The 25238-nt window shown below is 70.3% G+C and carries 24 protein-coding genes; 20 read left to right on the top strand and 4 right to left on the bottom strand.

The window, feature by feature from the left end; genetic code table 11:
- Window positions 1-4 precede the first annotated feature (4 nt).
- The 3 genes from idi to galE form a co-directional block, all read right to left on the bottom strand.
- A complete protein-coding gene (gene idi / locus ACN6LB_RS20275; protein ID WP_445027149.1) occupies window positions 5-598 on the bottom strand; it encodes an isopentenyl-diphosphate Delta-isomerase in 594 nt (197 codons plus the stop codon).
- 211 nt (window positions 599-809) lie between these two features.
- Window positions 810-1748 carry a cation diffusion facilitator family transporter gene (locus tag ACN6LB_RS20270; protein WP_445027148.1) on the bottom strand — a complete coding sequence of 313 codons (939 nt, stop codon included), beginning with the start codon at window positions 1746-1748 and terminating at the stop codon, window positions 810-812.
- A gap of 134 nt (window positions 1749-1882) precedes the next feature.
- Entirely contained in the window at window positions 1883-2866 is a 984-nt protein-coding gene (gene galE, locus ACN6LB_RS20265; protein WP_445027147.1) for a UDP-glucose 4-epimerase GalE, read from the bottom strand.
- Between the two features lie 324 nt (window positions 2867-3190).
- On the opposite strand from galE, the gene ACN6LB_RS20260 reads away from it, so the two are divergent.
- The 20 genes from ACN6LB_RS20260 to ACN6LB_RS20165 all read left to right on the top strand — a co-directional run bounded on the left by ACN6LB_RS20260 (window position 3191) and on the right by ACN6LB_RS20165 (window position 24315).
- Window positions 3191-4984, top strand: a complete 1794-nt coding sequence (locus tag ACN6LB_RS20260; protein ID WP_445027203.1) for a DUF5941 domain-containing protein — start codon at window positions 3191-3193, stop codon at window positions 4982-4984.
- Entirely contained in the window at window positions 4981-5733 is a 753-nt protein-coding gene (locus ACN6LB_RS20255) for a phosphocholine cytidylyltransferase family protein (protein WP_356134352.1), read from the top strand. Before ACN6LB_RS20260 ends, ACN6LB_RS20255 begins: the two co-directional genes overlap by 4 nt.
- Window positions 5721-6782, top strand: coding sequence for an iron-containing alcohol dehydrogenase family protein (locus ACN6LB_RS20250; protein WP_445027146.1), 1062 nt, complete (start codon window positions 5721-5723; stop codon window positions 6780-6782). The genes ACN6LB_RS20255 and ACN6LB_RS20250 overlap by 13 nt, the downstream gene beginning before the upstream one ends.
- Window positions 6760-7539, top strand: coding sequence for a CDP-alcohol phosphatidyltransferase family protein (locus ACN6LB_RS20245; RefSeq protein ID WP_445027145.1), 780 nt, complete (start codon window positions 6760-6762; stop codon window positions 7537-7539). Before ACN6LB_RS20250 ends, ACN6LB_RS20245 begins: the two co-directional genes overlap by 23 nt.
- An 8-nt stretch (window positions 7540-7547) precedes the next feature.
- The gene (locus ACN6LB_RS20240) at window positions 7548-8435 is read left to right on the top strand and encodes a glycosyltransferase family 2 protein (protein WP_445027144.1); all 888 of its coding nucleotides are present in this window, start codon (window positions 7548-7550) and stop codon (window positions 8433-8435) included.
- A 117-nt stretch (window positions 8436-8552) separates the two neighbouring features.
- Window positions 8553-9482 carry an ABC transporter permease gene (locus tag ACN6LB_RS20235; RefSeq protein WP_445027143.1) on the top strand — a complete coding sequence of 310 codons (930 nt, stop codon included), beginning with the start codon at window positions 8553-8555 and terminating at the stop codon, window positions 9480-9482.
- On the top strand, window positions 9475-10254 hold the full coding sequence (locus tag ACN6LB_RS20230) for an ABC transporter ATP-binding protein (protein WP_356134362.1): 780 nt from the start codon (window positions 9475-9477) through the stop codon (window positions 10252-10254). Before ACN6LB_RS20235 ends, ACN6LB_RS20230 begins: the two co-directional genes overlap by 8 nt.
- 358 nt (window positions 10255-10612) lie before the next feature.
- Window positions 10613-11515: a squalene synthase HpnC gene (gene hpnC, locus ACN6LB_RS20225; RefSeq protein ID WP_445027142.1), complete on the top strand. Its 903-nt coding sequence runs from the start codon at window positions 10613-10615 to the stop codon at window positions 11513-11515.
- Window positions 11512-12462, top strand: a complete 951-nt coding sequence (gene hpnD, locus ACN6LB_RS20220; protein WP_356134366.1) for a presqualene diphosphate synthase HpnD — start codon at window positions 11512-11514, stop codon at window positions 12460-12462. Before hpnC ends, hpnD begins: the two co-directional genes overlap by 4 nt.
- Window positions 12462-12602, top strand: a complete 141-nt coding sequence (locus tag ACN6LB_RS20215; RefSeq protein WP_356134368.1) for a DUF6380 family protein — start codon at window positions 12462-12464, stop codon at window positions 12600-12602. Before hpnD ends, ACN6LB_RS20215 begins: the two co-directional genes overlap by 1 nt.
- Window positions 12599-14023, top strand: a complete 1425-nt coding sequence (gene hpnE / locus ACN6LB_RS20210; RefSeq protein WP_445027141.1) for a hydroxysqualene dehydroxylase HpnE — start codon at window positions 12599-12601, stop codon at window positions 14021-14023. Before ACN6LB_RS20215 ends, hpnE begins: the two co-directional genes overlap by 4 nt.
- Window positions 14020-15150 (top strand): polyprenyl synthetase family protein, encoded by a 1131-nt coding sequence (locus ACN6LB_RS20205; protein ID WP_356134372.1) that lies wholly within the window; start codon window positions 14020-14022, stop codon window positions 15148-15150. Before hpnE ends, ACN6LB_RS20205 begins: the two co-directional genes overlap by 4 nt.
- 109 nt (window positions 15151-15259) lie before the next feature.
- A complete protein-coding gene (shc, locus tag ACN6LB_RS20200; protein ID WP_445027140.1) occupies window positions 15260-17263 on the top strand; it encodes a squalene--hopene cyclase in 2004 nt (667 codons plus the stop codon).
- Window positions 17263-17904, top strand: coding sequence for a phosphorylase family protein (locus tag ACN6LB_RS20195; protein ID WP_356134377.1), 642 nt, complete (start codon window positions 17263-17265; stop codon window positions 17902-17904). Before shc ends, ACN6LB_RS20195 begins: the two co-directional genes overlap by 1 nt.
- 5 nt (window positions 17905-17909) lie before the next feature.
- Window positions 17910-18932 carry an adenosyl-hopene transferase HpnH gene (gene hpnH / locus ACN6LB_RS20190; RefSeq protein WP_356134379.1) on the top strand — a complete coding sequence of 341 codons (1023 nt, stop codon included), beginning with the start codon at window positions 17910-17912 and terminating at the stop codon, window positions 18930-18932.
- 4 nt (window positions 18933-18936) lie between these two features.
- Complete coding sequence (gene ispG / locus ACN6LB_RS20185) at window positions 18937-20112, top strand: flavodoxin-dependent (E)-4-hydroxy-3-methylbut-2-enyl-diphosphate synthase (RefSeq protein ID WP_356134381.1); 1176 nt, start codon at window positions 18937-18939, stop codon at window positions 20110-20112.
- Window positions 20113-20142: 30 nt separating this feature from the next.
- The gene (dxs, locus tag ACN6LB_RS20180; RefSeq protein WP_356134383.1) at window positions 20143-22038 is read left to right on the top strand and encodes a 1-deoxy-D-xylulose-5-phosphate synthase; all 1896 of its coding nucleotides are present in this window, start codon (window positions 20143-20145) and stop codon (window positions 22036-22038) included.
- Window positions 22035-23435, top strand: coding sequence for an aspartate aminotransferase family protein (locus tag ACN6LB_RS20175; RefSeq protein WP_445027139.1), 1401 nt, complete (start codon window positions 22035-22037; stop codon window positions 23433-23435). The genes dxs and ACN6LB_RS20175 overlap by 4 nt, the downstream gene beginning before the upstream one ends.
- A 95-nt stretch (window positions 23436-23530) precedes the next feature.
- Window positions 23531-24193, top strand: a complete 663-nt coding sequence (locus ACN6LB_RS20170; RefSeq protein WP_445027138.1) for a helix-turn-helix domain-containing protein — start codon at window positions 23531-23533, stop codon at window positions 24191-24193.
- A complete protein-coding gene (locus tag ACN6LB_RS20165) occupies window positions 24190-24315 on the top strand; it encodes a DUF6126 family protein (RefSeq protein WP_356134389.1) in 126 nt (41 codons plus the stop codon). Before ACN6LB_RS20170 ends, ACN6LB_RS20165 begins: the two co-directional genes overlap by 4 nt.
- A 24-nt stretch (window positions 24316-24339) precedes the next feature.
- On the opposite strand, the gene ACN6LB_RS20160 is transcribed toward ACN6LB_RS20165, so the two are convergent.
- A complete protein-coding gene (locus ACN6LB_RS20160) occupies window positions 24340-25137 on the bottom strand; it encodes a tyrosine-protein phosphatase (protein ID WP_356134391.1) in 798 nt (265 codons plus the stop codon).
- Window positions 25138-25238: the final 101 nt, after the last annotated feature.

Below are 25238 nucleotides of genomic sequence, written 5' to 3'. Positions count from 1 at the left end.
GGGGCTACCAGCCCGCGGCCGGGCCCGTCAGCTCCCGGACCGCGGGACGAGCCGCGTCCAGCACGGTCATGAACCACGACGAGAAGGTGTCCTTCGCGTGCCGCTCGGCCAGTTCGGCGGCGGTCACGAAGGCCGTCGAGCCGACCTCCTCCGGATCGGGCCGCAGCGCCGACTGCACCATCCCGACGAAGAGGTGGTTGTACTCCTGCTCCACCAGGCCCGAGTCCGGGTCCGGGTGGTTGTAGCGGACGGTGCCCGCCTCGGCCATCAGCGACGGCGAGACCCCGAGCTCCTCGTACGTCCGCCGGGCGGCCGCCGCGAAGGGCGCCTCGCCGGGGTAGGGGTGGCCGCAGCAGGTGTTCGACCAGACGCCCGGGGAGTGGTACTTGCCGAGGGCCCGCTGCTGCAGCAGCAGCCGGCCGCGCTCGTCGAAGAGGAACACGGAGAACGCGCGGTGCAGTTGCCCCGGCGCCTGGTGGGCGGCGAGCTTCTCCGCCGTGCCGATGGTGTTGCCGTCCTCGTCGACCAGTTCCAGCATGATCGCTTCAGCGGTGCCGTTCGACGAACTGTGCGTCGCGGTGGCAGGTGTGATCGGCATACCCATCCTTCGCCTCGGTCTTCGAACCTCAAGTCTGCCGTACGAAACCGGCACTCCCGACACTTCGCGGCTCCCGCATGTCCCGCCCCGCGAGCCGTCGGATACCCGTTCGTGCCCGGTGACGGCGACGGGGAACCGCGCCGCGGCGCTGATACGCCAGGCGTCTGCTGCCGGCCGCCTGCGACGACCGGAGGCGGTGCGTAGCCGGTCCTCAGTGGCAGAGCCTCGCCTCGTGCTCCGCGTGACCGCTCGGCTCCAGCTGGAACGTGCAGTGCTCCACGTCGAAGTGGTCGCCCAGGCAGCCCTGGAGCTCGTGGAGCATCTTCTCGTGGCCGATCGCGTTGAGCGTGTCGGAGCTGACGACCACGTGGGCGGAGAGGACCGGCATGCCCGAGGTGATGGTCCAGGCGTGCAGGTCATGGACGTCCTCGACGCCGGGCAGCGCGATGATGTGCGACCGCACCTCCGCCATGTCGACGTCCTTGGGAGCCGCCTCCAGCAGGACGTCGAGCGTCTCGTGCAGGAGCTTCCAGGTGCGCGGCACGATCATCAGGCCGATGACGAGCGAGGCGATCGGGTCGGCGGCCTGCCAGCCGGTCGTCATGATGACGAGGGCGGAGATCAGCACCGCCAGCGAACCCAGCGCGTCCGCAGCCACCTCCAGGAAGGCGCCGCGCACGTTCAGGCTGTCCTTCTGGCCCCGCATCAGCAGCGTCAGCGAGATCATGTTCGCGACCAGGCCGATCAGACCGAAGACGACGGTCAGGCCGCCCTCGGTGTCGGCGGGCGTCATGAAGCGCTGGATCGCCTCGTACAGGACGTAACCGCCGACCCCGAGCAGCAGCAGACAGTTGGCGAGCGCGGCGAGGATCTCGGCGCGCGCGTACCCGAATGTGCGGTTCGTGCTCGCCGGCCGGTTGGCGAAGTGGATCGCGAGCAGCGCCATGCCCAGGCCCAGCGCGTCCGTCGCCATGTGCGCCGAGTCCGCGATGAGCGCGAGCGAGTCCGCGAGGAGACCGCCGACGATCTCGACGACCATCACGGCGAGCGTGATCGACAGCGCGACGCGCAGTCTTCCCCGGTACGCCGCGGCCGCCGTACCCGTGGTGGGCGCGGCGTGCGCGTGTCCGTGATCGTGCCCAGCCCCCATGGAAGCCGCCTTCCTGCGCTCTGCTCGGGATCACAGTGAACTACGGGCAGGGGGTATCGGGCAACGCGGCAGTGAACACCGTTGTCATGTGCCCTGACCTGCGGAAACGATCCGCTGGTCAGAGCATCGGAAGATCACCTGGCGGATGTCTCGGGATGGTGCAGCAGCCAGCCCTCCCACGCCGACTCGACCATCTCGCGTACCCCTCGCCGTGCGCTCCAGCCCAGCTCGGCCGCGGCTCGGGCGGCCGAGGCGACCGCGCGCGGCGCGTCACCGGGACGGCGCGGCTCGACGAGCGCCGGCCGGGTGTCTCCGCTCACCTCGCCTATCAGCGTGAGGAGCTCGCGCACCGACACGCCTTCGCCGCGGCCGACGTTCACCGTCAGATCGCCCCCGGCGGTGTCCCCGGCCAGCCGCCGGGCCGCCGCGAGGTGGGCCTCGGCGAGGTCGGAGACGTGGATGTAGTCACGGATGCAGGTGCCGTCCGGTGTCGGGTAGTCGTCGCCGAAGATCCGCGGGGACTCGTCGCGCGTGAGCCGGTCGAAGACCATCGGGACCACGTTGAAGACGCCGGTGTCGGCCAGCTCGGGCGCGGCCGCCCCCGCCACGTTGAAGTAGCGCAGGCACACGGTCGCGATGCCGTGGGCTCGGCCCGCCGCCCGCACCAGCCACTCCCCGGCCAGCTTCGTCTCGCCGTAGGGGTTCACCGGGGCGCAGGAGGTGTCCTCCGTGATGAGGTCCACGTCCGGGTTGCCGTAGACGGCCGCGGAAGAGGAGAACAGGAAGCGCCGGACATCCGCCCCGGCCGCCGCCTCCAGGAGCGTGGCGAGGCCGCCCACGTTCTCCTGGTAGTAGCGCGTCGGCTGGGCCACGGACTCACCGACCTGCTTGCGGGCCGCGAGATGCACCACACCCGTCACCGCGTGCTCGGCGAGGACCCGCTTCAGCAGCTGCCCGTCCAGCGACGAACCCTGCACCAGCTCGATGTCCGCCGGGAGGCGGGCCGGCACCCCGGCCGACAGGTCGTCGAGCACGACGACGCGCTCACCGGCCTCGGCCATCGCCCGCGTCACGTGTGCCCCGATGTATCCGGCCCCGCCGGTGATCAGCCATGTCATGGACGCCCACCCTATGCCGGTGCCCCACGCACCCCGGCCCGAGCCGTTCACGACCGTCTCCCAGGGCGCCGCGGGCAATGCCGTGAATGTGCCGGTATGCGGCAGCGGTTTGTGGCGCGGGCCCCGGATCCCCGATGATGATCGCGGCGGAGGCGACCGAGCAGACCGGGTTGATCGGGCCGTGAACGGGCGGTGAACGGCCGCTTCCGTTCATCCGATAGCCTCTGCCGACACGCCGCCCGGCCGCTGTTCTCGGCGCCAGGGCGCCCTCCATCACGCAACGCCCGGCGCGAGGCCGCGCCGGGCACCCAGGGAGTGAGTTCGCTGTCGACCGCCATCCTCACCGGCCAGCCGGTCCCCGGATCGTCGCTCGAGGGCGATCTGCGGTCGCTCGGCTTCGACGTGCGGGTCGCCTCCGACGCCGGTGACGCCGAAACGCTCCTCGCCGCGGTTCCGGCGGACCAGCGCGTCGCCCTCGTCGACGCCCGCTTCGTCGGGCACCTCCACGCACTGCGCCTCGGCCTCACCGACCCCCGGTTCGCCGCCGCGGGCCTGCCCGGCGCCGTCACCGTGCAGCCCGAGGCCCGCCGGGCGCTGACCCGGGCCATGGCCCGCGAGAGCTCCGCAGCCGGAAGTGTCGCCGTCGCCACGGACAACCTCGCCGACCGCATCACCGCGGCCCTCGCCGCGGACGGCCTCGACGTGCGCCGCCCGGAACTCGGCACGCTCGTCGCCGCGGTCCCCGCCGACCCCCAGGAGCGCAACGAAGCCCGGCAGGCCGTCTCCGCCGTGGACGACGAGGCCGTACGGCTGCGCTCGGCGGTGAAGGCCCGCGACGGCTTCTTCACGACGTACTGCATCAGCCCGTACTCGCGCTACATCGCCCGCTGGTGCGCCCGCCGCGGCCTGACCCCGAACCAGGTCACCACCGCCTCGCTCGTCACCGCCCTGATAGCGGCAGGCTGCGCCGCCACCGGCACCCGCGCCGGGTTCGTCGCGGCGGGACTGCTCCTGCTGTTCTCCTTCGTCCTTGACTGCACCGACGGGCAGCTCGCCCGCTACTCGCTGCAGTACTCCACGCTCGGCGCCTGGCTCGACGCGACCTTCGACCGCGCCAAGGAGTACGCCTACTACGCGGGCCTCGCTCTCGGGGCGGCCCGCGGCGGCGACGACGTGTGGGCGCTCGCCCTCGGCGCGATGATCCTGCAGACCTGCCGGCACGTCGTCGACTTCTCCTTCAACGAGGCGAACCACGACGCCACCGCCAACACCAGCCCCACCGCCGCGCTCTCCGACAAGCTCGACAGCGTCGGCTGGACGGTCTGGGTGCGCCGGATGATCGTGCTTCCGATCGGCGAGCGCTGGGCGATGATCGCCGTCCTGACGGCCCTCACCACGCCCCGCATCACCTTCTACGCCCTGCTCGTCGGCTGCGCCTTCGCGGCGACGTACACGACGGCCGGCCGGGTGCTGCGCTCGCTGACCCGCAAGGCGAAGCGCACGGACCGGGCCGCGCAGGCGCTGGCGGACCTGGCGGACAGCGGACCGCTCGTCGAACTGCTCACCCCCGTCCTGCGGGGCAAGCCGCGCCGCACAGCCCCGCTCTCCGCGGCCTTCGGAGCCGTCGCGATGGTGACCGCGGCCTGGGCGTTCGGGCCGGGCTGGCAGCTGGTCCTGCTGGCCGGCCTGTATGTCCTGCTCTCGGTGGAAGCCGTGTCGCACCCCCTCAAGGGCGCCCTGGACTGGCTGATCCCGCCGTTCTTCCGGGCGGCCGAGTACTGCACCGTGCTGATCCTGGCCGCCGAAGCGGACGTGAACGGAGCCCTTCCTGCGGCTTTCGGCCTGGTGGCCGCGGTCGCCTACCATCACTACGACACGGTGTACCGCATTCGCGGCAACGCCGGCGCGTCCCCGCACTGGCTGGTGCGGGCGATCGGCGGGCACGAAGGCAGGACGCTGCTGGTCACCGTCCTGGCCGCGCTGCTCACCGCCACACAGTTCAAGGTCGCGCTCACGGCGCTCGCCGTGGCCGTGGCCCTGCTGGTGCTCTTCGAGAGCATCCGCTTCTGGGTGTCCTCCGGGGCCCCCGCCGTACACGATGAAGGAGAACCCGCATGATCGGCCTCGTGCTGGCGGCCGGCGCCGGAAGGCGTCTGCGTCCCTACACCGACAGCCTTCCCAAGGCTCTCGTTCCGGTGGGACCCGCAGGCATAGAGGACAGCATCACGGTTCTCGACCTGACCCTCGGCAACTTCGCGGAGATCGGCCTGACGGAGGTCGGCATCATCGTCGGCTACCGCAAGGAAGCCGTCTACGAGCGCCAGGCCGCCCTGGAGGCGAAGTACGGCGTCAAGATCACGCTGATCGACAACGACAAGGCCGAGGAGTGGAACAACGCCTACTCCCTGTGGTGCGGCCGTGACGCCCTCAAGGACGGCGTGATCCTCGCCAACGGCGACACCGTCCACCCGGTCTCCGTCGAGAAGACGCTGCTCGCCGCCCGCGGCGACGGCAAGAAGATCATCCTCGCCCTCGACACGGTGAAGTCCCTCGCCGACGAGGAGATGAAGGTCGTCGTGGACCCCGCCAAGGGCGTCCAGAAGATCACCAAGCTGATGGACCCGTCCGAGGCCACCGGTGAGTACATCGGGGTCACCCTCATCGAGGGCGAGGCCGCCGCCGAGCTGGCCGACGCCCTGAAGACGGTGTGGGAGGCCGACCCGCAGCAGTTCTACGAGCACGGCTACCAGGAACTGGTCAACCGCGGCTTCCGGATCGACGTGGCACCGATCGGCGACGTCAAGTGGGTCGAGATCGACAACCACGAGGACCTCGCCAAGGGACGGGAGATCGCGTGCCAGTACTGACGAGGCTCATTCCCTCGCCGGTCGTCGTGGACATCCGCCCGGGTGCCCTGGACGACCTGGCGGGCGTGCTCTCCGACCAGCGGATCTCGCACTCCGGCAAGCTGGCCATCGCGGTCAGCAACGGCTCGGGCGCCCGGCTGCGCGAGCGGCTGGAGCCCTCGCTGCCGGGTGCGACCTGGTACGAGGTCGGCGGCGGCACCCTCGACGACGCGGTCCGGCTGGCCGACGCCATAAAGTCCGGCCACTACGACGCCGTCGTGGGTCTCGGCGGCGGCAAGATCATCGACTGTGCGAAGTTCGCCTCCGCGCGCGTCGGCCTCCCGCTGGTCGCCGTCGCCACGAACCTCGCGCACGACGGCCTGTGCTCGCCGGTCGCGACGCTCGACAACGACGCGGGCCGCGGCTCCTACGGCGTACCGAATCCCATCGCGGTCGTCATCGACCTCGACGTGATCCGGGAGGCCCCGGTCCGCTTCGTCCGCTCCGGCATCGGCGACGCCCTGTCCAACATCTCCGCGGTGGCGGACTGGGAGCTGGCCGGCCGCGTCAACGGCGAGAAGATCGACGGTCTCGCCGCCGCGATGGCCCGGCAGGCCGGCGAGGCCGTGCTGCGCCACCCCGGCGGGATCGGCGACGACGCCTTCCTCCAGGTGCTGGCCGAGGCACTGGTCCTCACCGGGATCGCCATGTCGGTGTCGGGCGACTCCCGCCCCTCCTCCGGCGCCTGCCACGAGATCAACCACGCCTTCGACCTCCTCTTCCCCAAGCGCGCGGCGAGCCACGGCGAGCAGTGCGGCCTGGGCGCGGCCTTCGCGATGTACCTGCGAGGGGCGCACGAGGAGGCGGCCTACATGGCCGAGGTACTGCGCCGGCACGGACTGCCGGTGCTGCCGGAGGAGATCGGCTTCACCGTGGACGAGTTCGTCCAGGTCGTGGAGTTCGCTCCGCAGACCCGGCCCGGCCGCTACACGATCCTCGAGCACCTCGACCTGAAGACCAACCAGATCAAGGACATCTACACCGACTATGCCAAGGCCATCAGTAGCTGAACTCCGCCCCGTCGTTCACCCCGCAGGGGTGAAGGACCGGCGCAGCGGTGAGCACTGGATGGGACGCCTCTACATGCGCGAGGTGTCCCTGCGAATCGACCGCTACCTGGTCGACACCAGCGTCACGCCCAACCAGCTCACCTACCTGATGACCGTTTTCGGTGTACTCGCGGCCCCGGCACTTCTGGTGCCGGGGATCACGGGCGCCGTGCTCGGCGTCGTGATGGTCCAGCTGTACCTGCTGCTGGACTGCGTCGACGGCGAAGTCGCGCGCTGGAACAAGCAGTTCTCGCTCGGCGGGGTCTACCTGGACCGGGTCGGGGCCTATCTCACCGATGCCGCGGTCCTGGTCGGCCTCGGCCTGCGCGCCGCCGATCTGTGGGGCCCCGGGCGCATCGACTGGCTGTGGGCCTTCCTCGGCACCCTGGCCGCCCTCGGCGCGATCCTGGTCAAGGCCGAGACCGACCTCGTCGGCGTCGCCCGCCACCAGGGTGGGCTGCCGCCGGTGAAGGAGTCCGCGTCCGAGCCGCGCTCCTCCGGCATGGCACTGGCCCGCAGGGCCGCCGGCGCACTCAAGTTCCACCGGCTGATCCTCGGAATCGAGGCGTCCCTGCTGATCCTGGTCCTCGCGATCATGGACGCGAGCCGGGGCGACCTGTTCTTCACCCGCCTCGGCACCGCCGTACTCGCCGGCATCGCACTGCTCCAGACCCTGCTGCACCTCGTGTCCATCCTCGCCTCCAGCAGGCTGAAATGAGTACGGCCATGAACAGTGCGGCCCTGAAGGTCGGCGCGGTCATCATCACCATGGGCAACCGCCCCGACGAGCTGCGCGCCCTGCTCGACTCCGTCGCCAAGCAGGACGGCGACGCGGTCCAGGTCGTCGTGGTCGGCAACGGCTCGCCCGTCCCGGAGGTCCCCGAGGGCGTCCGCACGGTCGAGCTGCCCGAGAACCTGGGCATCCCCGGCGGCCGCAACGTCGGCATCGAGGCCTTCGGCCCCGGCGGCACCGACGTCGACATCCTGCTCTTCCTGGACGACGACGGCCTGCTCGCCCAGCACGACACGGCCGAGCTGTGCCGCACCGCCTTCGCGGCCGACCCCGAACTCGGCATCATCAGCTTCCGCATCGCCGACCCCGAGACCGGCGTCACCCAACGCCGCCATGTGCCGCGGCTGCGCGCCTCCGACCCGATGCGCAACTCCCGCGTGACCACCTTCCTCGGCGGCGCCAACGCCGTCCGTACGAAGGTGCTGGCCGAGGTCGGCGGACTCCCGGACGCGTTCTTCTACGCGCACGAGGAAACCGATCTGGCATGGCGGGCCCTCGACGCGGGCTGGATGATCGACTACCGGTCCGACATGGTGCTGTACCACCCCACGACTGCCCCGTCCCGGCACGCGGTCTACCACCGCATGGTGGCCCGCAACCGCGTCTGGCTCGCGCGCCGCAACCTGCCCGCGCCGCTGGTCCCGGTCTACCTCGGCGTCTGGATGCTCCTGACGCTGGCCCGCAGGCCCTCCGCCCCCGCCCTGAAGGCGTGGTTCGGCGGTTTCAAGGAGGGCTGGACCAGCCCGTGCGGGCCCCGGCGCCCCATGAAGTGGCGTACGGTGTGGCGGCTGACCCGACTGGGCCGACCGCCGGTCATCTGACAAGCTCGATATCTGAGAGCATGCGGCCGTACCCCGGTGCCTGGCGTGTGCCCAGGCCCGATCCGGCTGCGTACTGATGCGTAATGATGCGTACTTAGAGGACGAAAGTTTCCACTTGTGAGTGAGACAACGCAGGACGGCGGAGTCGCGGTGAGCGCCCGACCGTCGCCCGATGAAGGGCTTTCATCGGCCGACCTGGCTGCCAGGTACGGGCTCGCCGTGAGCGGCGCCCGGCCCGGCCTCGCCGAGTACGTCCGCCAGCTCTGGGGACGGCGTCACTTCATCCTTGCCTTCTCGCAGGCGAAGCTCACCGCGCAGTACAGCCAGGCCAAGCTCGGCCAGCTGTGGCAGGTGGCCACACCGCTGCTGAACGCGGCCGTGTACTACTTCATCTTCGGCTTCATCCTCAAGGCCAGCCGAGGCATGGCGCACGACGTGTACATCCCGTTCCTGGTCACCGGGGTGTTCGTCTTCACCTTCACGCAGAGCTCGATCATGGCGGGGGTCCGCGCGATCTCCGGCAACCTCGGCCTGGTGCGCGCGCTGCACTTCCCGCGCGCCTCGCTGCCGATCTCCTTCGCGCTGCAGCAGCTCCAGCAGCTGCTCTTCTCGATGATCGTGCTGTTCGCCGTGGCGGTCGCGTTCGGCAGCTACCCCGGTCTGTCGTGGCTGCTGATCTTCCCGGTGCTGGTCCTGCAGTTCCTGTTCAACACCGGCCTCGCGCTGATCGTGGCCCGGGCGGGCGCCAAGACCCCCGACCTCGCGCAGCTGATGCCGTTCCTGCTGCGCACCTGGATGTACGCGTCCGGCGTGATGTTCTCCATCGCGCACATGCTGGAGGGCCGCCCGGAGTGGATCGCCCGCGCCCTCCAGGTGAACCCGGCCGCCGTCTACATGGACCTGATGCGCTTCGCGCTCATCGACGGCTACGGATCCGGCAACCTGCCGCCGCATGTCTGGCTCATCGCGCTGTTCTGGGCCGTAGCAATCTCCGTCGGCGGATTCGTGTACTTCTGGAAGGCGGAAGAGAGGTACGGCCGTGGCTGAGACCGAGCAGCGTTCCCACGTTCCCACCGTCATCGCGGACGAGCTGCACATCGTCTACCGCGTCAACGGAGCCAAGACCGGCAAGGGCAGTGCGACCTCCGCCCTCAGCCGCATCCTCAAGCGCGGCGAGGAGCGCGGCGTGCGCAAGGTGCACGCCGTCAGGGGCGTCTCCTTCACCGCCTACCGCGGCGAGGCCATCGGCCTGATCGGCTCCAACGGCTCCGGCAAGTCCACCCTGCTGCGCGCGATCGCCGGGCTGCTCCCCGCCGAGAAGGGCCACGTCTACACCGACGGTCAGCCCTCGCTGCTCGGCGTCAACGCGGCCCTGATGAACGACCTGACCGGCGAGCGGAACGTCATCCTGGGCGGCCTCGCCATGGGCATGTCCCGCGAGCAGATCAAGGAGCGCTACGAGGACATCGTCGAATTCTCGGGCATCAACGAGAAGGGCGACTTCATCACCCTCCCGATGCGCACCTACTCGTCCGGCATGGCGGCCCGCCTGCGCTTCTCCATCGCCGCCGCCAAGGACCACGACGTCCTGATGATCGACGAGGCCCTCGCCACCGGCGACCGCAAGTTCCAGAAGCGCTCCGAGGCCCGCATCCGCGAGCTGCGCAAGGAAGCCGGCACGGTGTTCCTGGTCAGCCACAACAACAAGTCGATCCGCGACACCTGCGACCGCGTCCTGTGGCTGGAACGCGGTGAGCTGCGCATGGACGGCCCGACCGACGAGGTCCTCAAGGAATACGAGAAGTTCACGGGTAAGTGACCCGAATTGCCCAGGGCCCCGCCGGAACTGCTCCGGCGGGGCCCTGCGTCTGCAAGGGAAACGCCAACTGCCTCTGCCCTTAGGAATCTTGACGCCAATCGGTGTGTTCTTGTGATGTGCAGGACACCCCGACGGAGCATGGCGCGTTGTACAACGTAAGCTGTACCGGTGCTGAATCGCGTCAAGTGGGGCGATAATGCGCGACACCGGCACCGCCGCGCTGCGCGGACCTCCGGGCGGCGTGTCCGAAATGGGCAGTATTGGGTCGGCAGTGTAGAACGGGAGATGTGACGGCCATGGCTACGGAAACTCTCCAGCTGCGCGCTGCGCGTGCCGTCCCCGTACCGGGAAGTGAGCGGTGACGGGAGCCGGGACGGAGCGCGCCGGGGACCCTGAGCGCAGCACGCTCGACAAGGCCGCGCACGAGAACTTCCCCGTGGCGCCGTTCTTTCTGCCCAAGGCCTGGCGCGACGACCTGATGGCCGTGTACGGCTTCGCCCGCCTCGTGGACGACATCGGCGACGGCGACCTGGCCCCCGGCGGCGCGGACGCCCGCCTGCTCGGCGTTTCGCCGCAGGACGCCGATGACCGGCTGCTCCTGCTCGACGCCTTCGAGGCCGACCTGCACCGGGTGTTCGACTCGACGCCGCGCCACCCCCTGCTGCGCAGGCTGCAGCCCACCGTCCGGCGCGCCCGCCTCACCCCCGAGCCCTTCCTCGGCCTGATCGCCGCCAACCGCCAGGACCAGCTGGTCACCCGGTACGAGACATACGAGGACCTGGTCGCCTACTGCGAGCTCTCCGCCAACCCCGTCGGCCGCCTCGTCCTCTCCGTCACCGGCACCTCGACGCCCGAGCGCGTCCGCCGCTCCGACGCCGTCTGCACCGCACTGCAGATCGTCGAACACCTCCAGGACGTCGCCGAGGACCTCGGCCGCGACCGGATCTACCTGCCCGCCCAGGACATGAAGCGCTTTCACGTCCAGGAGGCGGATCTCGCCACGCCCACCGCGGGCGCATCATTGCGCGCTCTGGTTGCATACGAATCGGAACGCGCCCTGAACCTCCTGAATGAAGGCACCCCCCTCGTGGGTAGCGTCCACGGCAGGCTGAAGCTGCTGCTCGCAGGGTTCGTGGCGGGGGGAAGGGCGGCGATCCACGCGATCGCCGCCGCTGAATACGACGTACTTCCCGGCCCGCCCAAGCCCGGCAAGCTCCGGCTGCTGCGTGAGGCGGGCGTGACTCTGCGAGGAGAGGGGTGATCCGGACCGTGGAGTCGGAACAGCATGTGTCCGCACCGGTACTCGCCGCGTACAGCTACTGCGAGGCAGTGACCGGGCAGCAGGCCAGGAACTTCGCGTACGGCATCAGACTGCTGCCGACGCCCAAGCGCCGTGCGATGTCCGCGCTCTACGCGTTCTCGCGGCGCGTCGACGACATCGGTGACGGTGCGCTCGCACCGGACGTCAAGGCGACCCGTCTGGAGGAGACGAGGGCGTTGCTCAAACAGGTCCGCGAGGGCCTGATCGACGAGGACGACACCGACCCGGTCGCGGTCGCCCTCGCCCACGCGGGCAGGCACTTCCCGATCCCGCTCGGGGGCCTCGACGAGCTCATCGACGGCGTCGTCATGGACGTCCGCGGCGAGACCTACGAGACCTGGGACGACCTGAAGGTCTACTGCCGCTGTGTGGCCGGGGCGATCGGGCGGCTCTCGCTCGGTGTGTTCGGCACGGAACGGGGAGCGCGCGGAGCCGAGCGCGCGCCGGAGTATGCCGACACGCTCGGGCTCGCGCTCCAGCTCACCAACATCCTGCGGGACGTGCGTGAGGACGCCGAGGGCGGGCGTACCTATCTGCCCGCCGACGACCTGGCCAAGTTCGGCTGTTCGGCCGGGTTCAGCGGGGCGAATCCACCCGAGGGTTCCGATTTCGCGGGCCTCGTGCACTTCGAAGTGCGTCGGGCCCGCGCTCTTTTCGCGGAGGGCTACCGGCTGCTGCCCATGCTGGACCGGCGCAGCGGCGCCTGTGTGGCGGCCATGGCCGGCATCTACCGCCGCCTCCTCGACCGCATCGAGCGCGAGCCGGAGGCGGTGCTGCGCGGCCGGGTCTCGCTGCCCGGGCGGGAGAAGGCCTACGTCGCCGTGCGCGGTCTGTCGGGCCTCGACGCCCGGCATGTGTCGCGCCAGGCCGTCAGGAGGCGCGCCTGATGGACAAACTGGGCCAAGGTGATTCCAACGGAGGAAACCGGCAGGCAACCCTCCGCTGCCGCGTGGCGTCCCTGACTGCAACGACCTGCCGTGCATCGTTCAAGCACCGCGGCACGGTCGAGGGGGAGGGTGCACGATGAGTGAGGCCACGGAGGCCGAGACGCCGGGCGCGTCCGTGCCGGCGTCGGCCGTGGTGGTCGGCGGAGGGCTCGCCGGGATCACCGCCGCGCTCGCGCTCGCCGACGCCGGCGTGCGGGTGACCCTGCTGGAGGGGCGGCCACGGCTCGGCGGACTCGCCTTCTCCTTCCGGCGCGGCGATCTCACCGTGGACAACGGACAGCACGTGTACCTGCGCTGCTGCACCGCCTACCGGTGGTTCCTCGACCGCGTCGACGGGGCCTCGCTCGCGCCGTTGCAGGATCGTCTCGACGTGCCCGTTCTCGACGCAGAGGCCAGGCCCGGGCGACGGCTCGGCAGAATCGGCCGCACGGCACTGCCCGTACCGCTGCATCTGGCGAAAAGCCTCGCGACGTATCCCCATCTGTCGCTCGCCGAGCGCGCCAAGGTCGGCCGTGCCGCACTGGCGCTCAAGGGCCTCGACCTCGCCGATCCGGCGCTCGACGCGCAGAACTTCGGCACCTGGCTGGCCGAGCACGGTCAGTCGCAGCGTGCCATCGAGGCACTGTGGGACCTGGTGGGGGTCGCCACCCTCAACGCGGTGGCCGGCGATGCTTCGCTCGGGCTCGCCGCGATGGTGTTCAAGACCGGTCTGCTGTCCGACCCGGGCGCGGCCGACATCGGCTGGGCGCGCGTCCCGCTGGGCGAACTGCACGACACTCTGGCCCGCAAGGCGCTCGACTCCGCGGGCGTGCGTACCGAAGTCCGTACACGCGTCACCTCCATCTCCCCCTACGAAAACGGGCGTTGGAGCGTTCAGGTTCCCGGCGAGAGCATCGACGCCGACGCGGTCGTCCTCGCCGTACCCCAGCGCGAGACGCACGACCTGCTGCCCGAGGGTGCGCTCGACGATCCCGGACGCCTGCTGGAGATCGGCACCGCTCCGATCCTCAACATCCATGTGGTCTACGACCGCAAGGTGCTCGCAAGGCCGTTCTTCGCGGCGCTCGGCTCCCCGGTGCAGTGGGTCTTCGACCGCACCGAGGCGTCCGGGCTGCGGGAGGGCCAGTACCTGGCGCTGTCGCAGTCCGCGGCGCAGGACGAGATCGACGCGCCCGTCGCCGCGCTGCGCGAGCGCTATCTGCCGGAGCTGGAGCGGCTGCTGCCCGGCGCGCGCGGCGCCGAGGTGAAGGACTTCTTCGTGACCCGGGAGCGCACGGCGACGTTCGCCCCCACCCCCGGCGTCGGGCGACTGCGGCCCGGCGCCCGCACCAAGGCCCCCGGCCTGTACCTGGCCGGAGCGTGGACCGCCACAGGGTGGCCCGCGACCATGGAGAGTGCGGTCCGCAGTGGTGTCGGTGCGGCCGGTGCCGCACTGAGCGCCCTGGGCCGGTCCCGCGATCACCTTCTCGAAGTCTTCGAGTCCTTCGAGGAGGCGGCATGACGCTCGATCTGCACGGGACTGGTCCCCGCACCCCCGGTACCGCAACAAGAGGAGAGACTGTGCCCACTGTGCCCCCGGCCGAAACGGCTGCCGACGCGGTGGACGTGACCGCGCTCCTGGAGCGCGGCCGGACCCTGGCAACACCGGTACTGCGGGCGGCCGTCGACCGCCTGGCACCCCCCATGGACACCGTCGCCGCCTACCACTTCGGCTGGATCGACGCCGAGGGCAACCCTGCCGACGGTGACGGCGGCAAGGCCGTGCGCCCCGCGCTCGCCGTGCTCTCCGCGCAGGCCGCCGGCGCCGACCCCGAGGTCGGCGTGCCCGGCGCGGTCGCGGTCGAGCTGGTGCACAACTTCTCGCTGCTGCACGACGACCTCATGGACGGGGACGAGCAGCGCCGCCACCGCGACACCGTCTGGAAGGTGCACGGGCCCGCCCAGGCCATCCTCGTCGGCGACGCCCTGTTCGCGCTGGCCAACGAAGTTCTGCTGGAACTGGGCACCGTCGAGGCCGGCCGTGCCACCCGCCGACTGACCAGCGCCACCCGCGCCCTCATCGACGGCCAGGCGCAGGACATCTCCTACGAGCACCGCGAGCGCGTCACCGTCGAGGAGTGCCTGGAGATGGAGGGCAACAAGACGGGCGCCCTGCTCGCCTGCGCCTGCTCCATCGGCGCGGTGCTCGGCGGCGCCGACGACCGCACGGCCGACACCCTGGAGAAGTACGGCTACCACCTCGGCCTCGCCTTCCAGGCCGTCGACGACCTCCTCGGCATCTGGGGCGACCCGGAGGCCACCGGCAAGCAGACCTGGAGCGATCTGCGCCAGCGCAAGAAGTCCCTGCCCGTGGTGGCAGCGCTCGCCGCGGGCGGACCCGCCTCCGAGCGCCTCGGCGAACTCCTCGCCGCCGACGCCAAGAGCAACGACTTCGAGAACTTCTCCGAGGAGGAGTTCGCCGCGCGCGCCGCGCTCATCGAGGAGGCGGGCGGCCGCGAGTGGACCGCCCAGGAGGCGCGCCGCCAGCACACCATCGCCATCGACGCACTGGACTCCATCGCCATGCCCGAGCGGGTGCGGGACGAGTTCGTGGCGCTGGCCGACTTCGTCGTCGTACGGAAGAGATGATCGTTATCGGTCGAATATCCCTCGCTTAGTCGCCGGCCGGTGCCCGGCAGCGCACGAGCACCGGCCGACGGCGGACCCAGCAGAAGAACCACTGCACGAAGGGGAAGCCATGACAGCGACGACCGACGGAAGCACCGGGGCCCTGCCGCCCCGCGCTGCCTCGGCCAGCGACACCCGCAAACAGACGACTCCCGAGGCGGCCGGGACAGTCGAGACCCGAGACGCCGCCGCGCTTGCGATGCAGCGTGCCACCGACTTCCTGCTCACCCGGCAGGACGCCGAGGGCTGGTGGAAGGGCGACCTCGAGACCAACGTCACGATGGACGCCGAGGATCTGCTGCTCCGTCAGTTCCTGGGCATCCAGGACGAGGCGACCACGCGGGCCGCCGGGCTGTTCATCCGCGGCGAGCAGCGGGACGACGGCGCCTGGGCGACGTTCTACGGCGGCCCGGGCGAACTCTCCACCACCATCGAGGCGTACGTCGCCCTGCGGCTGGCCGGGGACAGCCCGGACGAGCCGCACATGGCGCGGGCGTCCGGGTGGATCCGTGAGCGGGGCGGCATCGCCGCGGCCCGCGTCTTCACCCGGATCTGGCTCGCCCTGTTCGGCTGGTGGAAGTGGGACGACCTACCCGAACTCCCGCCGGAGCTCATCTACTTCCCCAAGTGGGTGCCGCTGAACATCTACGACTTCGGGTGCTGGGCGCGGCAGACCATCGTGCCGCTGACGGTCGTCTCCGCCAAGCGCCCGGTGCGGCCCGCCCCGTTCCCGCTGGACGAGCTGCACAGCGACGCCGCCGATCCCAACCCGGTCAAGCCCCTTGCTCCGGTGGCGAGTTGGGACGGTGTCTTCCAGCGCCTGGACAAGGTGCTGCACACCTATCGCAAGGTCGCACCGCGCCGGCTGCGCAAGGCCGCCATGAACACCGCGGCGCGCTGGATCATCGAGCGGCAGGAGAACGACGGCTGCTGGGGTGGCATCCAGCCGCCCGCCGTGTACTCGGTCATCGCGCTGCACCTGCTGGGCTACGACCTCGAACACCCGGTGATGCGGGCCGGGTTGGAGTCCCTGGACCGCTTCACGGTGTGGCGCGAGGACGGGGCGCGGATGATCGAGGCCTGTCAGTCCCCGGTGTGGGACACCTGCCTCGCCACCATCGCGCTCGCCGACGCGGGGCTGCCCGCCGACCATCCGGCGCTGGTGAAGGCCGCGGACTGGATGCTCGGAGAGGAGATCGTCCGGCCCGGCGACTGGTCCGTCAAGCGGCCCCAACTTCCGCCAGGCGGCTGGGCGTTCGAGTTCCACAACGACAACTACCCCGACATCGACGACACCGCCGAGGTGGTGCTCGCGTTGCGCCGGGTCAGGCACCATGACCCGGAGCGCGTCGAGAAGGCCATCGGGCGCGGGGTCCGCTGGAACCTCGGGATGCAGTCGAAGAACGGTGCGTGGGGCGCCTTCGACGTCGACAACACCAGCCCGTTCCCCAACCGGCTGCCGTTCTGCGACTTCGGCGAGGTCATCGACCCGCCGTCCGCGGACGTCACCGCGCACGTCGTCGAGATGCTCGCCTTCGAAGGCCTCGCCCACGATCCGCGCACCCGGCGCGGTATCGAGTGGCTGCTCGCCGAACAGGAGGCGAACGGCTCCTGGTTCGGCCGCTGGGGCGTCAACTACGTCTACGGAACGGGGTCGGTTGTCCCGGCCCTCGTCGCCGCCGGATTCCCCGGCTCGCACCCCGCGATCCGCCGGGCGGTGACCTGGCTGGAGACCGTGCAGAACGAGGACGGCGGCTGGGGGGAGGATCTGCGCTCCTACCACGACGTGGCCGAGTGGAGCGGACGCGGCGCCTCCACGGCCTCCCAGACGGGGTGGGCGCTGATGGCGCTGCTCGCCGCCGGGGAGACCGACTCCAAGGCCGTCGAGCGCGGGGTCGCCTGGCTCGCGGAGACCCAGTTGGCGGACGGCTCCTGGGACGAGCCGTACTTCACCGGGACCGGGTTCCCGTGGGACTTCTCGATCAACTACAACCTCTACCGTCAGGTCTTCCCGCTCACCGCGCTCGGTCGCTACGTCAACGGCGAACCGGTCGTCCAGGTCAAGGGGGTCTGATGGAAAGGCAACCCGCGCCGACTCCGCTCGTGATCGCCTGTGCGCTCGGCATCGAGCACCTCGCGCTGCGCAGCGGCGACCGGAGCGGCGCCGACGGGCCGGTCACCGTGCTGCGCACCGGCATGGGGCCCAAGGCCGCCGAGCGGTCCGTCACCCGCCTGCTCGCCGACCCGGCGCTGCGCGATGCGGCGGTCCTGGCCACGGGCTTCTGCGCGGGGCTCGCACCCGGCATGCACCCCGGTGACCTGGTGGTCGCCGAGGAGACCAGGGACCCGCGCTCCACCACCGCCTGCGTGGGCACCGACCTGCTCGTCAAGGAACTCGTGCGTGCCATGCCGGGGCGCACCGTCCACACGGGGCCGCTCACCGGCTCCGATCACGTCGTCCGCGGTCACGAACGGGCGGATCTGCTCGCGACCGGCGCAATCGCGGTCGACATGGAATCGGCGTCCACGCTCCACAGCGCCGTGCGCACGGGCGTGCGCCCGGTTGCGGCCGTACGGGTGGTCGTGGACGCTCCAGAACATGAACTCGTCCGAATCGGGACGGTGCGCGGTGGAATATCAGCTTTCCGTGTCCTTCGTGCCGTCCTTCCCGCTTTTTTTGAATGGCACCGTTCTTTGCTGCTCCCTCGGAGGTGAGCCATATGGCCATGCCCCTTCGGCAGACCATGAAGGTCGCTGCATACCTGTTTGAACAGAAGCTCAGGAAGCGGGACAAGTTCGCGCTGCTGGTCGAGTTGGAACCGCTCTTCGCGTGCAACCTCGCGTGCGAGGGCTGCGGCAAGATCCAGCACCCGGCGGGGGTGCTGAAGCAGCGCATGCCCGTGGCGCAGGCCGTGGGCGCGGTGCTGGAGTCCGGTGCGCCGATGGTGTCCATCGCCGGCGGTGAGCCGCTGATGCACCCTCAGATCGACGAGATCGTGCGCCAGTTGGTGGCGAAGAAGAAGTTCGTCTTCCTCTGCACCAACGCCATGTTGCTGCGCAAGAAGATGGACAAGTTCAAGCCCTCGCCGTACTTCGCGTGGGCCGTGCACATCGACGGGCTGCGCGAGCGGCACGACGAGTCCGTGGCCAAGGAAGGCGTCTTCGACGAGGCGGTCGAGGCCATCAAGGAGGCCAAGCGGCGCGGCTTCCGGGTCACCACCAACTCGACGTTCTTCAACACCGACACCCCGCAGACCATCATCGAGGTCCTCAACTTCCTCAATGACGACCTGAAGGTGGACGAGATGATGCTCTCGCCCGCCTACGCCTACGAGAAGGCTCCCGACCAGGATCACTTCCTCGGCGTCCAGCAGACCCGGGAGCTGTTCAAGAAGGCCTTCGCGGGCGGCAACAGGCGCCGCTGGCGGCTCAACCAGAGCCCGCTCTTCCTGGACTTCCTGGAGGGCAAGGTCGACTTCCCGTGCACCGCGTGGGCGATCCCGAGCTATTCGCTCTTCGGCTGGCAGAAGCCCTGCTATCTGATGAGCGACGGGTACGTGCAGACGTACAAGCAGCTCCTGGAGGAGACCGACTGGGACTCCTACGGCCGCGGCAAGGACGACCGGTGTGCCAACTGCATGGCGCACTGCGGCTACGAGCCGACCGCCGTCCTCGCGACCATGGGCTCCCTCAAGGAGTCGCTGCGCGCCGCCCGCGAGACCTTCACGGAAAGCAAGGGCTGAGGTCATGACCGCCGTTTCCTTGGGCGTCCCCGAGGTGCCGGTCCGACCGATCGCGGAGCGCCGCCTCTCGCGGCAGATCCAGGTCGGGCCGGTGGCGGTCGGGGGCGGGGCACCCGTCTCGGTGCAGTCGATGACGACGACGCGTACGTCGGACATCGGCGCCACCCTGCAGCAGATCGCGGAACTCACCGCGTCCGGCTGCCAGATCGTCCGCGTCGCCTGTCCCACGCAGGACGACGCCGACGCCCTCGCGACCATCGCCCGCAAGTCGCAGATCCCGGTGATCGCGGACATCCATTTCCAGCCGAAGTACGTGTTCGCCGCGATCGACGCGGGCTGCGCGGCGGTGCGGGTGAACCCGGGCAACATCAAGCAGTTCGACGACAAGGTGAAGGAGATCGCGCGCGCCGCCAAGGACGCGGGCACCCCGATCCGGATCGGCGTCAACGCGGGCTCGCTCGACCGGCGGCTGCTGCAGAAGTACGGCAAGGCCACGCCGGAGGCGCTGGTCGAGTCGGCGCTGTGGGAGGCCTCGCTCTTCGAGGAGCACGGGTTTCGGGACATCAAGATCTCGGTGAAGCACAACGACCCGGTGGTCATGGTCAACGCCTACCGGCAACTGGCCGCCCAGTGCGACTACCCGCTGCACCTCGGCGTCACCGAGGCCGGCCCCGCCTTCCAGGGCACCATCAAGTCGGCGGTCGCCTTCGGCGCGCTGCTCAGCGAGGGCATCGGGGACACCATCCGGGTGTCCCTGTCGGCCCCGCCCGCCGAGGAGTGCAAGGTCGGCATCCAGATCCTGGAGTCCCTCGGGCTCAGGCAGCGGCGCCTGGAGATCGTGTCGTGTCCCTCCTGCGGGCGCGCCCAGGTCGACGTGTACAAGCTGGCCGACGAGGTCACGGCCGGCCTGGAGGGAATGGAGGTGCCGTTGCGCGTCGCGGTCATGGGCTGCGTCGTCAACGGTCCCGGCGAGGCGCGCGAGGCCGACCTCGGTGTCGCCTCCGGCAACGGCAAGGGCCAGATCTTCGTCAAGGGCGAGGTCATCAAGACCGTCCCCGAGTCGAAGATCGTGGAGACCCTCATCGACGAGGCGATGAAGATCGCCGAGCAGATGGGGAAGGACGGCGCCGAGTCCGGCGCTCCGACCGTCACGGGGACACCCGCAGTGACTGTGAGTTGAAGTAGGCACGGACCGAGAGGGGGCCCGAGCGTGACGATTTTGGAGAGCATCCGGGGACCACGCGACCTGAAGGCGCTGTCCGAGGCGGAGATACGTGAACTGGCCGAGGAGATCCGGGAGTTCCTGGTGCACGCGGTCGCCAGGACAGGCGGTCACCTCGGGCCCAATCTGGGGGTGGTGGAACTCTCCATCGCGCTCCACCGGGCCTTCGAGTCACCCGTCGACCGCATCCTGTGGGACACCGGCCACCAGAGCTATGTGCACAAGCTGCTGACAGGACGTCAGGACTTCTCCAAGCTGCGCGGAAAGGGCGGCCTGTCCGGCTACCCGTCGCGCGACGAGTCCGAGCACGACGTCATCGAGAACAGCCACGCCTCCACGGCGCTCGGCTGGGCGGACGGACTCGCCAAGGCCCGGCAGGTGCAGGGCGAGAAGGGGCATGTCGTCGCCGTCATCGGCGACGGCGCGCTCACCGGCGGCATGGCGTGGGAGGCGCTGAACAACATCGCCGCCGCGAAGGACCGCCCGCTGATCATCGTGGTCAACGACAACGAACGCTCGTACTCGCCCACCATCGGCGGCCTCGCCAACCACCTCGCCACGCTGCGCACGACCGACAGCTACGAGAAGGTCCTCGCCTGGGGCAAGGACGTACTGCTGCGCACGCCGGTCGTCGGGAACACCGTCTACGAGTCGCTGCACGGCGCGAAGAAGGGGTTCAAGGACGCGTTCGCGCCGCAGGGCATGTTCGAGGACCTGGGGCTCAAGTACGTCGGGCCGATCGACGGGCACGACGTGGGGGCCGTGGAGTCGGCGCTGCGGCGCGCGAAACGCTTCCACGGGCCCGTGCTCATCCACTGTCTGACGGAGAAGGGCCGCGGCTACGAGCCCGCCCTCGCGCACGAGGAGGACCACTTCCACACGGTCGGCGTGATGGACCCGCTCACCTGCGAGCCCCTCGCGCCCTCCAACGGACCTTCCTGGACCTCGGTGTTCGGCGACGAGATCGTCTCGATCGGAGCGGAACGCGAGGACGTCGTGGCGATCACGGCGGCCATGCTGCACCCCGTGGGGCTCGGCAAGTTCGCCGAGAAGTTCCCCGACCGGGTGTGGGACGTCGGCATCGCCGAGCAGCATGCCACGGTCTCGGCGGCAGGCCTCGCCACCGGCGGACTGCATCCCGTCGTCGCCGTCTACGCGACCTTCCTCAACCGCGCCTTCGACCAGCTCCTGATGGACGTCGCGCTGCACCGCTGCGGCGTGACCTTCGTGCTGGACCGGGCCGGCGTCACCGGCGTCGACGGAGCCTCGCACAACGGCATGTGGGACATGTCGATCCTCCAGGTCGTGCCGGGCCTCAGGATTGCCGCGCCGCGCGACGCCGACCAGCTCCGGGCCCAGCTGCGCGAAGCGGTCGCCGTCGACGACGCGCCGACGCTCATCCGCTTCCCCAAGGAGTCGGTGGGACCCTCGATCGAGGCGATCGACCACGTGGGCGGGGTGGACGTGCTGCACCGCGGGGAGCGCCCCGAGGTGCTGCTCGTCGCCGTCGGCGTCATGGCGCCGGTCTGCCTCCAGGCCGCCGAGCTGCTCGAAGCCCGCGGCATCGGCTGCACGGTCGTGGACCCGCGCTGGGTGAAACCGGTCGACCCCTCGCTGCCGGGACTGGCCGCCGAGCACCGCATGATCGCGGTCGTCGAGGACAACAGCCGGGCGTCCGGAGTCGGCGCAGCCGTCGCGCTGGCACTGGGAGACGCCGAAGTCGACGTTCCCGTACGGCGGTTCGGCATTCCGGAGCAGTTCCTCGCGCACGCCAAGCGGGGCGAGGTGCTGGCCGACATAGGGCTCACGCCCGTCGAGATCGCGGGGCGGATCAGCGCCGGGCTGGCCGTCAAGGAAGAGCTGTCCAAGGAGAAGAAGGAATGACCGACCCTGCTCAGAAGGGGGAGTTCGACCTCGGCGCGCTCCTCGCCGAACGCGGAGCCGAGCGCTACGAGCTGCACACCAAGCACCTGAACCACCAGCTCCCGCGCATGCTGCACACCATCGGCTTCGACAAGGTCTACGAGCGGGCCGAGGGCGCGCACTTCTGGGACGCGGACGGCAACGACTACCTGGACATGCTCGCCGGGTTCGGGGTGATGGGCCTGGGCCGCCATCACCCCGTCGTCCGCAAGGCGCTGCACGACGTCCTCGACGCCTCGCTCGCCGACCTCACCCGCTTCGACTGCCAGCCCCTGCCCGGCCTCCTCGCGGAGCGGCTGCTGACCCACAGCCCGCACCTGGACCGGGTGTTCTTCGGCAACAGCGGTACGGAGGCCGTCGAGACCGCGCTGAAGTTCGCCAGGTACGCCACCGGCAAGCCGCGCATCCTGTACTGCGCGCACGCCTTCCACGGGCTCACCACCGGCTCGCTCTCCGTCAACGGCGAGGACGGCTTCCGCGACGGCTTCGCCCCGCTGCTGCCCGACACGGCCGTCCCGCTCGGCGATCTCGACGCACTGGCACGGGAGTTGAAGAAGGGCGACGTCGCCGCGCTCATCGTCGAGCCGATCCAGGGCAAGGGCGTGCACGAGACGCCGCCCGGATATCTGCGCGCTGCCCAGGAGTTGCTGCACAAGCACAAGGCGCTGCTCATCGCGGACGAGGTGCAGACCGGGCTCGGCCGCACCGGGGACTTCTACGCCTACCAGCACGAGGAGGGCGTGGAGCCGGACCTGGTGTGCGTGGCCAAGGCGCTCTCCGGCGGCTATGTGCCCGTCGGCGCGACCCTCGGCAGGGACTGGATCTTCAAGAAGGTCTACTCGTCGATGGACCGTGTCCTCGTCCACTCGGCGAGCTTCGGCTCGAACGCCCAGGCCATGGCGGCGGGCCTCGCCGTGCTGTCGGTCATGGAGAACGAGCAGATCGTCGCGCAGGTCCGTGCGACCGGGGAGCAGCTGAAGACACGGCTCGCGGCGCTCGTGGACAAGTACGAGCTGCTGAGCGACGTCCGCGGCCGGGGCCTGATGATCGGCATCGAGTTCGGGCGGCCCAAGTCGCTGAAGCTGCGCAGCCGTTGGACGATGCTGCAGGCCGCGCGCAAGGGGCTGTTCGCGCAGATGGTGGTCGTCCCGCTGCTCCAGCGGCATCGCATCCTCACCCAGGTCTCCGGCGACCACCTGGAAGTGATCAAGCTGATTCCGCCGCTGGTCGTCGACGAGGGCGATGTGGACCGGTTCGTCGAGGCGTTCACCGCGGTGATGGACGACGCGCACAGTGGTGGCGGTCTGATGTGGGACTTCGGGAAGACCCTGGTGAAGCAGGCAGTGGCGAACCGCTGAGCGGCCGGTAGGCGCGGGTGAGTGGGCCTACGGGAGGATTTTGCCTCTGAGGCAAGAAATTTGCCGCAGAGGCAAGCCTCTGGCTGAATCGAGGTATGAGCCCCACCGAGGATCTGCCCCCTGCTGAGGGCAGGACCCCTGCCGAACCGGGGACGGCCGAAGAAGAGCCGTCCGCCGTGCTGCCCGCCGTCGCACCCCAGCTGCGTGCGCTGCGCCGCCGTGCCTCGCTGACCCTGGAGGCCGCGGCCCGCGCCGCCGGACTCTCGCCCGCGCACCTCTCCCGCCTGGAGACCGGGCAGCGCCAGCCCTCGCTGCCGATGCTGCTCGCGCTCGCCCGTATCTACGATACGACCGTCTCGGAGCTGCTCGGCGAGACCGTCGCCGAGCGGGACGCGGTCGTGCGCGCCGCCGACATGGAGCCGACCCGGGCCGGTGGCTGGACGTACTGGCCGGCCGGCGCCGCGGGGCGCGGAATGCAGGCTCTGCGCGTGCATGTGCCCTACGGGGCGCAGGGCGACATCGTGCGCGTCCACCCCGGTGAGGAGTGGCTGTACGTCCTCAAGGGGCGGCTGCGGCTGCGCCTCGGCGACGCCGCGCATGTGCTCGCGCCGGGCGACAGCGCGCACTTCGACTCGCTCACCCCGCACCGCCTCGCCGCCGACGGCCGCGAGGGGGCCGAGCTGCTCTTCGTACACACCCTGCTGCAGAGCCCCAGCGCCGCGCTGTGCCTCGGCCCCCTGACGGGAGAGACGTCATGAGAGACATGGAAGAGAAGTTCCCCCGCGCCCTGTGGGTGCGACTCATCATCTACGTCGCCGTGGGCCACCTCTTCGCGGCCTTCATCTATCTGCTGTTCACCCTGGGCGCGCACAACCAGTGAGCGGCGCCGCCACCCCGGCGGCCGTCAGTCCAGCAGGCGCTCGCGCAGCCGCTCGCGCAGCTCCGGCGTGATGCCCAGCCCCTTCTCCAGGTAGGTGTCGACATCACCCCAGGTCTCCTCGATCGTCTCGAAGGCCGCCGTGAGGTACTCGGCGCGGGCGTCGAACAGCGGGGCGAGCAGTTCCATGACCTCCGGTGAGTACGCGGAGGCGGACGTGCTGCTGCGGTGGACCTTGTAGCGACGGTGGGCCGCGTTCGACTCCAGGTAGTCCGCCACGATCGCGTCGCGCTCGACGCCGAGGGCGAGGAGCGTCACGGCTATGGACAGGCCCGCGCGGTCCTTGCCCGCCGCGCAGTGCATCAGGGCGGGCGCGCTGTCCTCGGCCAGTGCGCGCAGCACCTGGGAGTGCTCGGCGGTGCGATCCCTGACTATCTTGCGGTACGACCCGATCATCCGGTTCGCCGCCTTGCCGTCCGAGAGGAGCTCCCGCAGCTGGTCGATGTCGCCGTCGCGGACCATCCTCCAGAACTCGGCGCCGTCGGCCGGATCGCTGAGCGGAAGGTTCACGTTCCGCACGCCCGGCAGCTCGACGTCCGGACCCTCCAGCTTCTGGTCCGAGGCATTGCGGAAGTCGAAGATCGTGTGCAGGCCCAGCGAAGCGAGGAACGCGGCGTCGTCCTCGGTCGCGTGCGCGAGGTGACCGCTGCGGAACAGCACCCCGTGCCGCACCCTCCGGCCGTCCACGGTGGGCAGGCCGCCCACGTCCCGGAAGTTGCGCACTGCGGCCAGTTCGGGCTCGGTCGACGGGACCTGCTGCGTCACGGGGGCTCCTCCCACTGCGCCCCGTCGACGCGGCTTCGGTGGTGGCCGACGGTGCGCTCTCGACGATACGACATGGGTTCCTGGGGCAATGAGTTGTCCAC

This window comes from Streptomyces sp. SAS_270 (assembly GCF_052543295.1).
Note: the sequence above shows the minus strand (reverse complement) of the source record. Positions and strands in the feature narration are given on the sequence as shown.

Bases quoted from the DNA above. Each gene is read 5' to 3' on its own strand.
- idi (WP_445027149.1), bottom strand. From the start codon at position 598: ATGCCGATCACACCTGCCACCGCGACGCACAGTTCGTCGAACGGCACC.
- ACN6LB_RS20270 (WP_445027148.1), bottom strand. From the start codon at position 1,748: ATGGGGGCTGGGCACGATCACGGACACGCGCACGCCGCGCCCACCACG.
- galE (WP_445027147.1), bottom strand. From the start codon at position 2,866: ATGACATGGCTGATCACCGGCGGGGCCGGATACATCGGGGCACACGTG.
- ACN6LB_RS20255 (WP_356134352.1), top strand. From the start codon at position 4,981: ATGATCGGCCTCGTGCTGGCGGCCGGCGCCGGAAGGCGTCTGCGTCCC.
- ACN6LB_RS20245 (WP_445027145.1), top strand. From the start codon at position 6,760: ATGCCAAGGCCATCAGTAGCTGAACTCCGCCCCGTCGTTCACCCCGCA.
- ACN6LB_RS20240 (WP_445027144.1), top strand. From the start codon at position 7,548: ATGAACAGTGCGGCCCTGAAGGTCGGCGCGGTCATCATCACCATGGGC.
- ACN6LB_RS20215 (WP_356134368.1), top strand. From the start codon at position 12,462: ATGGACAAACTGGGCCAAGGTGATTCCAACGGAGGAAACCGGCAGGCA.
- hpnE (WP_445027141.1), top strand. From the start codon at position 12,599: ATGAGTGAGGCCACGGAGGCCGAGACGCCGGGCGCGTCCGTGCCGGCG.
- ACN6LB_RS20205 (WP_356134372.1), top strand. From the start codon at position 14,020: ATGACGCTCGATCTGCACGGGACTGGTCCCCGCACCCCCGGTACCGCA.
- shc (WP_445027140.1), top strand. From the start codon at position 15,260: ATGACAGCGACGACCGACGGAAGCACCGGGGCCCTGCCGCCCCGCGCT.
- ACN6LB_RS20195 (WP_356134377.1), top strand. From the start codon at position 17,263: ATGGAAAGGCAACCCGCGCCGACTCCGCTCGTGATCGCCTGTGCGCTC.
- hpnH (WP_356134379.1), top strand. From the start codon at position 17,910: ATGGCCATGCCCCTTCGGCAGACCATGAAGGTCGCTGCATACCTGTTT.
- ispG (WP_356134381.1), top strand. From the start codon at position 18,937: ATGACCGCCGTTTCCTTGGGCGTCCCCGAGGTGCCGGTCCGACCGATC.
- ACN6LB_RS20175 (WP_445027139.1), top strand. From the start codon at position 22,035: ATGACCGACCCTGCTCAGAAGGGGGAGTTCGACCTCGGCGCGCTCCTC.
- ACN6LB_RS20170 (WP_445027138.1), top strand. From the start codon at position 23,531: ATGAGCCCCACCGAGGATCTGCCCCCTGCTGAGGGCAGGACCCCTGCC.
- ACN6LB_RS20165 (WP_356134389.1), top strand. From the start codon at position 24,190: ATGAGAGACATGGAAGAGAAGTTCCCCCGCGCCCTGTGGGTGCGACTC.